This is a genomic window from Trichocoleus sp. DQ-U1 (assembly GCF_039961925.1).
Taxonomy (GTDB): domain Bacteria; phylum Cyanobacteriota; class Cyanobacteriia; order Cyanobacteriales; family FACHB-T130; genus FACHB-T130.
Genome location: NZ_JAMPKB010000031.1, coordinates 15,340 through 27,819 on the forward strand (window position 1 = coordinate 15,340; position 12,480 = coordinate 27,819).

A 12,480-nucleotide genomic window follows, 5' to 3' on the forward strand; every position below is an offset into this window, starting at 1 on the left:
CAAGCTTATGTTTAGAGTCATCACCCCTGAATTTTCCCAAGACTTTGAAAGATGGACGGACGCATTAAATACAGCTAAGTCCTTGCAACCAAAATGTAAAGGTCTGTTTCAAGATATCCGCATTTTTGACGGAAAAGAACTGGTATGGGTGTACAGCCGTTCTCACACTTATCCTCAGTTTGTTGGTGCTGGCACTTATAACAGGTTGGCACGCTTATTTCTTCAGGAAGCGATAGAAGACGAAGAAGTTGAGGGAGAAGACACCGATTCATAAAATAGTGGATTGTCACTGGTTCTTCATTTAATAAAAACCGAGGAAAAGTCCCTTGAGGAAGCTACTAACCGTCCTACTTCTAACATTCGCTGTACTAATTGCCTTTCGCGTTCCAGCTGTAGCCGCAGATACTGCTAACGGTGCCAAAATCTTTAGCGTCCAGTGTGCAGGTTGTCATCTCAACGGCGGCAATATCATCAGACGCGGGAAGAATCTGAAACTCAAGGCATTAAAACGAAATGGCATGGATAACGTGGAAGCGATCGCGTCCATCGTCGCCAATGGCAAAAACAACATGTCGGCATACAAAGACCGCTTAACCGAACAAGAAATCCAAGCTGTTTCCGCTTACGTTCTAGAACAAGCTGAGAAAGACTGGCGTTCTTAACAAGTTGCTAGTTACTGACACCTGACTAAAAAACCAAAAATTACTGTTGAGGGTGCTTTATGTCCGGATCGCAGCCAAACCAAACCACAATTTTTAACAGCTTTGCTGACTGGTGTTTGCACAAAGATAGCCTCTATCCAGCAGCAAGGCATACGGTTGAGGTGTTGTTGCAGAAAGCTGGCACTTCTGACTGTAATCAAGCGAATCGGATACTATCAAGCTGCACTGAGCTACATCTCTACAACAATCAAACTACCGACTTGAGTCCGCTTTCTGGATTAACCAACCTTACCCAACTGAACCTCTATAACACTCGAATTACAGACTTGAGTCCGCTTTCTGGGTTAATCAACCTTACCCAACTGTATCTAAATGACAATCGAATTATCGACTTAAGTGGGCTTTCTAGGTTAACTAACCTCACCCAACTGTATCTCATTAATCAAATTACTGACTTGAGTTCTCTTTCTGGGTTAACCAACCTCACCGAACTGCATCTCTACAACGGTACCTACCTGTATCCAAATAACAATCAAATTAGCGACTGGAGTCCGCTTTCTAGGTTAATCAACCTTACTCACCTGCATCTAAATAACAATCAAATTACAGACTTGAGTGCGCTTTCTGGGTTAACCAACCTCACCCGTCTGAATCTCCACACCAATCAAATTACAGACTTGAGTGCGCTTTCAGGATTAACCAACCTCACTCACCTGCATCTCCACACCAATCAAATTACCGACTTAAGTCCCCTTTCTGAGTTAACCAACCTCACCCACCTGCATCTCTACAACAATCAAATTACCGACTTAAGTCCCCTTTCTGAGTTAACCAACCTTACCCAACTGTATATAAATAACAATCAAATTATCGACTTAAGTCCCCTTTCTGGGTTAACCAACCTTACCCAATTGAATCTCGGTAGCAATCAAATTACCGGCTTGAGTGGGCTTTCTAGGTTAATCAACCTCACCCAACTGTATCTAGGTAACAATCAAATTACTGACTTGAGTAGCCTATCTGGGTTAACCAACCTCACCCGCCTGAATCTCGGTGGCAATCAAATTACTGACTTGAGTAGCCTATCTGGGTTAACCAACCTCACCGAACTGTATCTTCAAGCCAATCCAATTTCCAATCTAAGTTTGTTGCGATCGCTTCAACAGAAGTGGCGCGCTTTGTTAACACAGCCGATCGATCGTCAAAAAGTCACAGAAACAATAAAATCAACCTACGCAGTTATTGGTCAAGAAGAACCTGAAATCATTTTTTGCAGTAGTCCACTTACTGGTGTTGAGCGGTTACGCGAATACCAGCAGTTGGGAGTTTCACTCGCACAGTCACTATCCCAATTAGCTAGGAAATCGCTGAGTTTAGGAATCTGGACAGCTTTGCAGCAAGAGATCAACTTTCAACTAGGAAGAACGATCGAGAATAACCTAACACAACATTTGTTGCAATATTACCAACCATTGAGTGCCATTACCCCTGAAGATTTGGTTGCGATTATCAGCATCAGCCAATACTGTGTCTCTATCGGTTGGGTGTTGGAGCAGAAGTCACAGGAAGCACTTGAATGCTTGAACCAGCTTTTCGAGCAATGCGGCTGGATTTTCCCGTTTGAGAAGGTTTGTATAGTATGCGATCGCCCGACTAAACTCTCCCTCGACAGCCAAAACCGCCTCCACGCCGAAGGTGAACCCGCGATTCAGTTTGCTGATGGATGGCATACGGGATATTATTATAACGGTGTAAAGTTGCCTGAAAAATATGGCAAACTGCATTCCCATCAATGGCAGGCACAATGGATTTTAGAAGAAGACAACGCTGAATTGCGTCGAATATTAATTCAAGGAATTGGCTATGCACGAATCTGTCAAGAATTACAAGCAACTGAATTAGATTCCTGGCAAGAATACACTTTGCTAAAACTTGATGCTGATATTGATGGTTTTCAACGTAATGCTTTTGATGATGATGCTCCTCAAAAAGAGCCTATTCACTTGATAAAAATGACTTGTCCTAGCACTGGTTTCATTCATGCTATGCGAGTGCCGCCGGATATTACATCGGCTCGTGCAGCGATTCGCTGGATCAATTGGGACATCGATCCAGAAGAATTTTCCGTGCAAACCTGAATAGTCAGTCTTTAGAGTAATTACTACAAATAAATGCAGATAATTTGTCAGTGTTTATCTGTATTTAAAATTCAAAAATATTGATTTATAGCGCTACTTACTTAAATAAAATATAGACCTAACCCCTAGCCCCTTCCCTAGTAGGGAAGGGGGAAAGCCCCTCTCCTTGTAGGAGAGGGGTTTGAGGAGAGGTTAAGTTTGTATATCGCATCCAACTTCTGACACTATAGGCAATAATTTTATCTATACATAACAAAACGTCAACATGAACTTACCCGAATCAAGCAGATTGCAATTTACCCCAAATTTGAATATCTGCCGCGTACTCAATGGAATGTGGCAAGTGTCAGGCGCACATGGAAGAATTGACTCAAAAGCTGCGATCCAAAATATGTTTGATTACATGGATGCAGGCTTCACCACTTGGGATTTAGCCGACCATTATGGCCCCGCTGAGGACTTTATTGGAGAGTTCCGGAGGCAATTGGTAGCAAGTCGAGGTGAAGAGGCGCTGTCTAACTTGCAAGCTTTCACAAAATGGGTACCAAGACCCACTAAAATGACGCGCAAGTTGGTAGAAGATAACATTAATATTTCCCTAAAAAGAATGGGAGTTGATTCTCTTGACTTGATGCAGTTTCATTGGTGGGATTACCGCGATAAAAACTACTTGGATGCGCTCAAGTATATGGCAGAACTCCAAGAGGAGGGAAAAATCAAGCATCTAGCTTTGACAAATTTTGATACAGAACGTCTCAAAATTATTACTGAGGCAGGTATCAAAATTGTGTCCAATCAGGTGCAGTTTTCTCTGATTGACCAGCGTCCTTTCGTGAACATGGTGCAATTTTGTCAAGAGAATGACATCCAGCTTTTTGCTTACGGGACACTCTGCGGCGGCTTGTTGTCAGAAAAGTACCTGGGACAGCCAGAACCGCGGGCAGGAGAATTGAAGACTGCTAGCTTGCGAAAATACAAGAATATGGTGGATGCGTGGGGTGGTTGGAGTTTATTTCAAGAGTTACTTGCTGTCCTCAAAGAGATTGCTCAGAAGCACGGGGTAAATATCTCGAATGTGGCGGTGCGTTATATTCTAGAGCAGCCAGCAGTCGCCGGTGCAATCGTCGGCGCACGGTTAGGGGTGTCGGAACATATTGAAGACAATGCCAGGGTGTTTGATTTGATACTGGATGCAGAGGATGATAGGCGAACGAATGCGATCGCTCAACAATCGCGCGATCTATACCAGGTCATCGGTGACTGCGGCGACGAGTACCGACGATAAGCAGCAACTTCGCTACGGTTAACCACCCTGTAAGGGTAGCTGATTTTTTTCTTAAGATCGGATAACAAGGACGATTCAGCCCAAACACGTTTACAAACAAATCACCTATGAGTGCAAACGCCATTATTACTGATAACCCGTTACTCATCGGCAAAGGGCTGCCCCCGTTTGATGCCATCAAACCGGAACACGTCGTTCCGGGGATGACGCAGCTACTAGCTGAACTAGAACAGGAACTTGCCACCCTAGAAACCCAGGTAGAACCGACTTGGAGCGGTTTAGTCGAACCCCTCCAACAACTGGTAGAACGCTTAACCTGGAGTTGGGGCATTGTCGGTCATTTGATGGCTGTGAAGAATAGCCCCGAAATCCGCGAAGCTCACGAAACCGTTCAGCCAAAAGTGGTGCAGTTTTCCAACAAGCTGAACCAAAGTAAGCCGCTGTATGAAGCATTTAAGGCACTGCAAAGTAGCAACGCTTGGGATAGCCTGGAATCAGCCCAAAAGCGGATTGTAGAATCAGCGATCAAGGATGCCGAACTTTCCGGTGTTGGGTTGGAAGGAGAAAAGCGCGATCGCTTCAACGCCATTCAACTCGAATTAGCAGAACTTTCTACCAAGTTCTCTAACCACGTCCTCGACGCCACTAAAGCATTTAGCCTGACCCTCACCAACAAAGAGGAAGTTGACGGCTTACCGCCCAGTTTAGTGAGTCTAGCCGCTCAAACTGCCCGTGCTGCTGGCGAAGAAAATGCCACCCCTGAAAATGGCCCTTGGCGCATCACCCTGGATTTTCCCAGCTTTGGCCCTTTCTTGCAGCACAGCACCCGTCGGGACTTGCGCGAAAAGCTTTATAAAGCCTATGTCAGCCGTGCATCGAGTGGCGAGTTGGATAACACCCCACTCATCGAACGCATATTGCAACTGCGCCAAGAAAAGGCAAAGCTACTCGGTTTTGACAGTTTTGCCGAGTTAAGCTTAGCCCGAAAAATGGCTCCTAGCGTTGAAGCAGTTGAGGCGCTGCTAGATGAACTGCGCGGCGCTAGTTATGATGCTGCTAAGAAGGAATTAGAAGAATTAAAAGCTTATGCTGCTAGTAAAGGAGCCGCAGAAAGCAGCGACTTGAAGCACTGGGATATCAGCTTTTGGTCGGAACGCCAGCGGGAAGAAAAGTTCGCCTTCAGTGCAGAAGAGTTACGCCCTTACTTCCCCTTACCACAAGTGCTAGATGGGCTATTCAGTCTCGTAAAACGGTTATTTGGAATTACCGTCACGGCGGCTGATGGTCAAGCCCCAGTGTGGAATGAGGATGTGCGTTACTTCCAGATTGCCGATGAAACAGGTAATGCGATCGCATACTTCTATTTAGATCCTTTCAGCCGTCCCGCCGAAAAGCGCGGCGGTGCCTGGATGGACGAGTGCCTAGTCCGTGCCAAAATTATCGAAGCTGGCACGCCCACTACACGCTTACCTGTCGCCTATTTGGTCTGCAACCAAACCCCCCCAGTCGATGGCAAACCCAGCCTGATGACCTTTGGCGAGGTAGAAACCTTATTCCACGAATTCGGTCACGGCTTGCAGCATATGCTGACCAAGGTGGATTATCCGGGTGCAGCAGGCATCAACAATGTGGAATGGGATGCGGTAGAATTACCCAGCCAGTTCATGGAAAACTGGTGCTATGACCGACCCACTTTGATGGGAATGGCGAAGCACTACGAAACCGGGGAAACCTTACCAGAGCATTATTACCAAAAGCTTTTGGCAGCACGCAACTACATGAGCGGTACTGGCACGCTGCGGCAATTGCACTTTAGCTTAGTGGATATCGAACTGCACCATCGCTATCAACCGGGTGGCAATGAAACTGTGGCTGATGTGCGGAACCGCATTGCCAAAACCACAACAATTTTGTCCCCTCTGCCAGAAGACTCCTTTTTATGCGGGTTCGGACATATCTTTGCTGGCGGCTATGCGGCGGGTTATTACAGCTACAAGTGGGCTGAAGTTCTCAGTGCTGATGCCTTTGCAGCTTTTGAAGACGCTGGTTTAGAAGATGAGACGGCTGTAGCTTCTACAGGTAAGCGCTTCCGCGACACCGTGTTGGCGCTGGGTGGTAGCTTGCACCCAATGGAAGTGTTCAAGTCCTTCCGGGGACGCGAACCGAGTACCGAGCCTTTACTGCGCCACAGCGGCTTAGCCGTGGCGTCCCGTTAAGGAACATCTCGCCGGGAGTAGAGAGAAATCCCATCCTGTAGAGACGTAGAATTTTGCGTCTCTACAATCCCTAAGATTTTGCACAATCTTTGTGCGTTCACACTTGTGCGTTAGCACTTGTGCGTTAACCCTTAGTCATCCGACTTGATAATTTTGCTGAGTTTTATAAAATTAATACTTGCATATAAGCAAGGATTCGCAAATGCCGTCTAATGTTGTTGTTGGGAATGCTCATAGTGAAGGTGCAAATCGTTCTGGTTGGTTTCTCGGTCATTTTATAAACCCAATCGATGACATTCGTTCGACTTCCAGCCTAGAAGTGAAATGGGGGATTCACCCAGCAGGAGACGGTAGATCCGAATGGGCAATGAATGAGGAAGCAACGACACTTTCTATCCTGATTAAAGGACGATTTCACGTTAAATTTCCAGAGCAAGAAGTTTTACTGTCTCGTGAAGGCGACTACGTTCTCTGGTCTCCAGGCGTGCCCCATTCTTGGTCTGCCGAGTCAGATTGTACCATTCTGACTGTCCGCTGGCCCTCCAAGTTGGGAGATAGTGTAGCAGTTAGTTAATTGTTTTCAATATCGCGTGAATCATCAAAAAAATTCATGTTTGCACAGAAAATTCTTCTGGATTAATTCCCCAATTCACCCAAGCGATCGCTTCCCGCGCCGATATTATCTCAGGTGGTACGCGCAACGCATGAATAAATCCGGTGCTTGGGCAAGTCATCTTTAACAAAGATATTGGCTCAACATCAATATCGGTATCAATTTTTAATAAACTGTATTCTTGATAAGAATCTAACGCAATTGCCCCTAGTTCCTGGGCGATTCTTTCGTAGCCAATGCCCTGAATTAGCACTCGCCGCAGTTCAGCGTTATCTTCATCTATTATCCATTGTGCTTCCCACTGATTCGGATGTAGCTTTCCGTATTTTTCAGGTAATGTCACGCCATGATAAGCATAGAGGCTGTATCCGTCTGCAAATTGTATCGCGGGTGCGCCTTCTGCGTGGAGACGCTGCTGGTTGTCGAAGGAGAGGATGCGAGGGCGATCGCATACTATTGCTATCTCTTCAGATGGTAAAATCCACCCACAATTTTTTACTAGCGATTGAAATACTGACCATTTGCTTTGCTCATAAGTGCAATTTAAAACAGAAATGTAGAAGTCAAAATTACTACCTCCACACGCCCACACTTCTGGTGGAATATATTTGTGGTTAACCTTACTTCCTAGCTGCTTGATTAGTTGTTTAAACAGTTGCCTCTCCAGTCCTCCCCATAGCTGCCTCTCCAGTCCTCCCCATAGTTTGTCATTCAGATCGTTCTCTATTATTTGGCTACTAATTTGCTCTTCCATCTGATGCCAAGGTTGGAACCTCAGTTGCTCATTAAGTGCCCTTTTTGGTTGCTTTGTAATTTTGGCTGAAAAAGTTTTTAAAGCCGCATAAGGGCTATCAGAAAAAATAATCTCAGGCGCTTTTTTGCCAATTGAATTATAAGCATTGATTACTGCTTCAGTAGCCTTTCCTCTGTCAATCGGTTCAGTAGAGAGAGCAATCTTTCGCCACTTCTCCCGATAAACAGGAATCAATGCTTCTTTTTGTGGAGTCAGCTTTTCAATTTTTTCCTGTGACATACTGCGGCGGTGTTGCTGAATGTATCTGGTGCGATTGCCCTGGCGATTAGAAATCGCGGCTACACAAACAAAGTCCGCCTACGCGGACTTAAGAAAATTTGGTATTTTGAAACCTGTGTAGGCAGGTTTTGTCTGTCTAGCCGCGAATCCCATTCGCTAGGGCATTCTGATTAGGCAATTTCCAACGGCAAAGCACGCAATCTTCCTGCTACCTCGACATTGGGAAAATTTGGATCGAAAGTCAAATTTTCCAATCCATCCTTGAGAAGTACAAAAGTATCTTCAATCTTTGCACCCGGTAAACTTGGATTCCAAGCAACTGCCATGTTTTCTTCCAACGTGTCATTAGTCGTTGGATTCGCTACAACTTCTCGCGCTAGATATCCCGTTGTTCCACCCTGATGATGTTGGCGGATGGCATTATGATATCCGTGCCTCTGATAAACATCAGCTAAAGTGTCATAAACTGCATTCAGAGCGATTCCCGGCTTTAAAAAATCCAAGACTTCTGCTTCAATTTGACGGACATCACCATGCAATTTGGCGCTTTGCTCTGAAAGCGTACCGAATGAAACAAATCGGGTAAGATTCGCATACAAACCATGTCTTCTGGCGCAAAATACCAGCATTGCTTGCCGTCCAATCTCTTCACCTGTGGCAGTAGCATGACGGTATAGCGGCAAACGTCTCTCGCCTGCTACCAGCGTCAGCGCTGGATGTATCCCCCTCGCCCATAATGCCTCCGCACCCGCACCGGCAAGCTGATATTCTGTCCAATCTGGCTTGGCGGCTTTGAGTACCTCAGTCATCGCTTCGCTTGCCTGACGCCCTAGCTGGCGATATCGCTCTAGCTCGCTTGGTATCAAGGTTCGCTTATGCTGTTGTAGAGAGGCGGGTAATCGCTTTTCAACATGAGGAATCGGGCGATCGCTTAAAATTTTCCCCCCATTGGTTGCCTGTTGCACAAAAGATTCACGCGCCGCCGCATCAGCCCAGGGATTCGCATAATGCTGGAAATTTTCAGGAATCTCCTCATCTTTTAACCGCTGCGCTTCAATCTCATCGGTTAATATCCAGGCATCCTCAGCAGTCACCAGCACTTCTGCAATGCCAGTTTCAGCGGTTAGCAGTACGGTACTAGAAGCGCCAGCAGTTGCCCAAGCGAACCAATCGGTGCCACGCAATCGCAAACCCTGCGCTTCCGCTTCCGTTAAGGCATTTCGGATTAACTCTAATTTCTGAGAGACTTCTTCACTAAGTTGATTCATAACTCACCTCTTACAGCAGGAAATTCCTCCCCCAGCCCCTCCCGGAAACGGGGAGGAAACTGAAGTTCTTGCCCCTTCCCTGCAAACGAAGGGATTCGGGGGTTAAGTTTTGATTCACAACCGCACAGGATTCTCAAGTGTGATGACGACAGCTTGCAACTCCTTCACCTTCTCCTCCGGAAGCGCATCATTGGCAAACATTCCTGCGGCTAGTTCGGTTCCCGCCAGGTACTTAAGCCGATCCTGAGTCCGATAGGGAGGATACAACTCTGCGTGCAGATGTGCTTCTGGGTGGGGATTTCCATCGGTGGGTGCTTGGAACCACGCCATCAAGTAAGGGAAAGGACGATTCCACAAACCGTCATACTTGAGAGTGACCGTTTTTAAGGCTTTGGCGAGTCCTTGGCGCTGCCCATCTGTCAGATCCACAAATGTAGCGGTGGGCTGAATCGGGGCAATCCAGACTTCGTAAGGGTAACGGGCGAAAGCGGGGACAAATGCGATCGCTTCCTCATCCACATAAATAATCCGCTGATTGTCCAAAATCTCTTTTTGGATCAAATCTTGCAGCAAACCCCGCTGATGCTCCTGATAATACGCTTGTTGCCTCTCTAACATCCGCGCTGGGACAGGTGGAACAAACGGATAAGCGTAGATTTGCCCGTGGGGATGCTGTAAAGTTACCCCCATCTCGACCCCTTTGTTCTCAAAGGGCAGTACATACTGAATCTGGGGCATTTCGCCTAAAGCGCGAGTGCGATCGCCCCAAACTTGCAACAATAACTCTAATTGATCCAGTTCTAAAGAACTGAGGGAAGCTTGCGGATCTTGCGTAAATACGACCACTTCGCACGCGCCATTTGCTGGGAGAGTCTGCACAATGCTAGCGGGTGGATTGTGCGCCCCCAAAGCCATTGAGGGAAAGCGGTTGTCGAACACCGCCATATCATATTTCCCCTGCGGGAGTTCCGTCGGAAACTGAGGATCTTTGGTAGGTGCTAACGGGTTGTATTCTGGGGGCGGCATAAAAGTCCGCCCCTGACGGTGACTTGCATAAGCAATCCATTCGCCCCGCAACGGATGCCAGCGCAGGTGAGGATTCGCCTGCACTGGCTCATTACTAGGGCTAGTGGCTGTAATTTCCTCCGCAATGGGGAATCTGCTGTATAGAATCAGCTTGCGACCATCCGGCTTCAACAGCTCCTGGGAATACATTGTTTTCTTGCCCCAATGCAGCTTTAACTGTTGTGAGCATAACGTCCTCTTCGTCTTCCTCACCCCTGCCTAGAGTTGCATATGCGATCGCTTCGATAGGAAATTTCGGAGTCCGGTCAGCATATAGCAGTCCGTTCGCTTCTTGGTAGGTATCGGTCAACTGGGTGTAACAAAAACCGCTAAATAACTCGACTCGGTTCACCACATCTAGTAGCGCCGTATACCGGATTTGCAGTTCGGAGACATCATGGGAACGCACATATCCCCAAGCTTTTTTATCTTCCCGACCCGCATAAGCAATACCGCCAAACTCAGTCAGCATGATCGGCTGTCCTTGATGAGGATAGCCATCCAGCGTCAGAACGCGCCCACCCGGACGTTGGCGATCGAAAAGGTCTGATAGCTTCACTTCTGGACCGTAGCGTTTTGCCATCCGAGTCGGCTTATTATCGTAGTCGTGGATAGCCAAAATATCGGTCGCCGCACTTTCCCAACCGTCGTTACCGATGACTGGACGAGTTGGATCGAGAGTCTTGGTCAAATGATACAGTGCTTGGACGCAGTGCTGGTGGGCTGCTGTCGCTGTCAAATCGGGAACACCCCAAGATTCGTTGAAGGGCACCCAGACCACAATGCAAGGATGGCTGGCATCGCGTTCAATGACCTCAGTCCACTCCTTGGTAATCCGTTCCACCGCTTTAGGAGAGAAGCGATAGGCGCTGGGCATTTCTTCCCAAACCATCAGTCCTAGCACATCTGCCCAATACAAGAAGCGGGGGTCTTCAATCTTCTGGTGCTTGCGAACCCCGTTGAATCCCATTGCTTTGACTAGCTCAACATCTTGCCGCAACGCTTCATCGGAAGGTGCGGTCATCAGAGTTTCAGGCCAATAGCCTTGGTCTAGAACCAGTCGCAGATAGTAGGGACGACCATTGAGCATAAAGCGATCGCGCTGGATTCCCACCGTCCGCATTGCGGTATAAGACTTGATTTCATCCAGCAACTCGCCATTAGACCACAACTGCACTTCAACATCGATCAGAGTTGGCTTTTCTGGACTCCAAAGCAATTCGTTGCGGTAGTCGTCAATACCAGGGTCAGAAAGGGCAATCCGTCGGTGAATCTCTCCGTGAATTACTTCATAGGTATCGTTGACTAGCAACTGGCAGCCAACGGTTAGTTTTACCTTTACCTCGATGCCATCGCACTGGTCACCTGCAACAAAAGCTTCAAAGCCAATTTCCCAACGCTCAAAGTGCGGCGTCCAGCGGATGCGCTCAATATAGGTAGAAGGAACGATCTCCGCCCAAACGGTCTGCCAAATCCCAGTGGTGCGCGGGTACCAAATACTGTGCGGTTCCAGTTGCCAATCTTGCTTACCACGAGGTTTTGCCAAGTCTTGGGGGTCGTCTTGCGCCCACACTGTTACCCGCTGCGGTCCGTTCTCATTAAATACTGGCGTAATATCGATGCTGAAGGGAGTATGTCCGCCTTCATGGTCAGCCATAAATTGACCGTTGATCCACACGCGGGCGCGATAATCTACCGCCCCGAAGTGAAGCAGCACCCGACCTGCACCCTTAACAATGTTAAATTCCCGTTCATACCAGCAGTTCGGGTGAAACCCTGTGTCGCCAATGCCACTTTTTGAGGATTCTGGCGCGAAGGGAACTTCAATTGTATGCGTCCACCCGGAAACATCTGAGGGTCGAGTTATTTTCCCCTCATCGTCATAAGTAAACTTCCACGGACCGTTGAGACAAATCCAATGCGATCGCTGTAACTGCGGACGCGGATATGCTCTGTCGAACTGGTCAAAATTAGACTGAGTAGCGCCGCCAGACGCGATATAACAATTCTCCAGCCATTTCCCCAAAGAGTGCATATAGTCATCTATCCAAGGTTATATTTCTAGAGTACCCATAAATATCTGAGTACTAACTCTTTTAAGTGTTTTTCTATAAAATTTTTTAAATGTCTACACAGTCTGGATTTCAGCGATTTAAGGTTATTTTTTTCTAGCAAAAATACAGTTTAAGAACCAAGACTG

Annotated in this window: 10 protein-coding genes; 6 read left to right on the forward strand and 4 right to left on the reverse strand. The window is 47.1% G+C overall.

Annotated elements, in window-relative coordinates; genetic code table 11:
• Positions 1 to 7 precede the first annotated feature (7 nt).
• The 6 genes from NDI34_RS14790 (at position 8) to NDI34_RS14815 (ending at position 6,875) form a co-directional block, all read left to right on the forward strand.
• Positions 8 to 274 carry a hypothetical protein gene (locus NDI34_RS14790; protein ID WP_348233026.1) on the forward strand — a complete coding sequence of 89 codons (267 nt, stop codon included), beginning with the start codon at positions 8 to 10 and terminating at the stop codon, positions 272 to 274.
• Between the two features lie 52 nt (positions 275 to 326).
• Positions 327 to 662, forward strand: a complete 336-nt coding sequence (gene petJ / locus NDI34_RS14795; RefSeq protein ID WP_348233027.1) for a cytochrome c6 PetJ — start codon at positions 327 to 329, stop codon at positions 660 to 662.
• A 59-nt stretch (positions 663 to 721) separates the two neighbouring features.
• On the forward strand, positions 722 to 2,800 hold the full coding sequence (locus NDI34_RS14800) for a leucine-rich repeat domain-containing protein (RefSeq protein WP_348233028.1): 2,079 nt from the start codon (positions 722 to 724) through the stop codon (positions 2,798 to 2,800).
• 265 nt (positions 2,801 to 3,065) lie between these two features.
• Entirely contained in the window at positions 3,066 to 4,085 is a 1,020-nt protein-coding gene (locus NDI34_RS14805; protein ID WP_348233029.1) for an aldo/keto reductase, read from the forward strand.
• Positions 4,086 to 4,192: 107 nt separating this feature from the next.
• Positions 4,193 to 6,301 (forward strand): M3 family metallopeptidase, encoded by a 2,109-nt coding sequence (locus NDI34_RS14810; RefSeq protein WP_190426753.1) that lies wholly within the window; start codon positions 4,193 to 4,195, stop codon positions 6,299 to 6,301.
• A 202-nt stretch (positions 6,302 to 6,503) separates the two neighbouring features.
• Positions 6,504 to 6,875 (forward strand): signal peptidase I, encoded by a 372-nt coding sequence (locus NDI34_RS14815; protein WP_190410076.1) that lies wholly within the window; start codon positions 6,504 to 6,506, stop codon positions 6,873 to 6,875.
• A 34-nt stretch (positions 6,876 to 6,909) separates the two neighbouring features.
• Here the strand turns inward: NDI34_RS14815 and NDI34_RS14820 are convergent, their stop codons facing one another.
• The 4 genes from NDI34_RS14820 to NDI34_RS14835 form a co-directional block, all read right to left on the reverse strand.
• Complete coding sequence (locus NDI34_RS14820; protein WP_348233030.1) at positions 6,910 to 7,947, reverse strand: DUF6745 domain-containing protein; 1,038 nt, start codon at positions 7,945 to 7,947, stop codon at positions 6,910 to 6,912.
• A gap of 170 nt (positions 7,948 to 8,117) precedes the next feature.
• Positions 8,118 to 9,215, reverse strand: coding sequence for a M24 family metallopeptidase (locus NDI34_RS14825; RefSeq protein WP_348233031.1), 1,098 nt, complete (start codon positions 9,213 to 9,215; stop codon positions 8,118 to 8,120).
• A 114-nt stretch (positions 9,216 to 9,329) separates the two neighbouring features.
• Positions 9,330 to 10,430 (reverse strand): galactose-1-phosphate uridylyltransferase, encoded by a 1,101-nt coding sequence (gene galT, locus NDI34_RS14830; protein ID WP_190410074.1) that lies wholly within the window; start codon positions 10,428 to 10,430, stop codon positions 9,330 to 9,332.
• Positions 10,342 to 12,315 (reverse strand): glycoside hydrolase family 2 TIM barrel-domain containing protein, encoded by a 1,974-nt coding sequence (locus tag NDI34_RS14835; RefSeq protein WP_190410073.1) that lies wholly within the window; start codon positions 12,313 to 12,315, stop codon positions 10,342 to 10,344. Before NDI34_RS14835 ends, galT begins: the two co-directional genes overlap by 89 nt.
• Positions 12,316 to 12,480 lie beyond the last annotated feature (165 nt).

Bases quoted from the DNA above. Each gene is read 5' to 3' on its own strand.
- NDI34_RS14810 (WP_190426753.1), top strand. From the start codon at position 4,193: ATGAGTGCAAACGCCATTATTACTGATAACCCGTTACTCATCGGCAAA.
- galT (WP_190410074.1), bottom strand. From the start codon at position 10,430: ATGTATTCCCAGGAGCTGTTGAAGCCGGATGGTCGCAAGCTGATTCTA.
- NDI34_RS14790 (WP_348233026.1), top strand. From the start codon at position 8: ATGTTTAGAGTCATCACCCCTGAATTTTCCCAAGACTTTGAAAGATGG.
- NDI34_RS14800 (WP_348233028.1), top strand. From the start codon at position 722: ATGTCCGGATCGCAGCCAAACCAAACCACAATTTTTAACAGCTTTGCT.
- NDI34_RS14815 (WP_190410076.1), top strand. From the start codon at position 6,504: ATGCCGTCTAATGTTGTTGTTGGGAATGCTCATAGTGAAGGTGCAAAT.
- NDI34_RS14835 (WP_190410073.1), bottom strand. From the start codon at position 12,315: ATGCACTCTTTGGGGAAATGGCTGGAGAATTGTTATATCGCGTCTGGC.
- NDI34_RS14825 (WP_348233031.1), bottom strand. From the start codon at position 9,215: ATGAATCAACTTAGTGAAGAAGTCTCTCAGAAATTAGAGTTAATCCGA.
- NDI34_RS14820 (WP_348233030.1), bottom strand. From the start codon at position 7,947: ATGTCACAGGAAAAAATTGAAAAGCTGACTCCACAAAAAGAAGCATTG.
- NDI34_RS14805 (WP_348233029.1), top strand. From the start codon at position 3,066: ATGAACTTACCCGAATCAAGCAGATTGCAATTTACCCCAAATTTGAAT.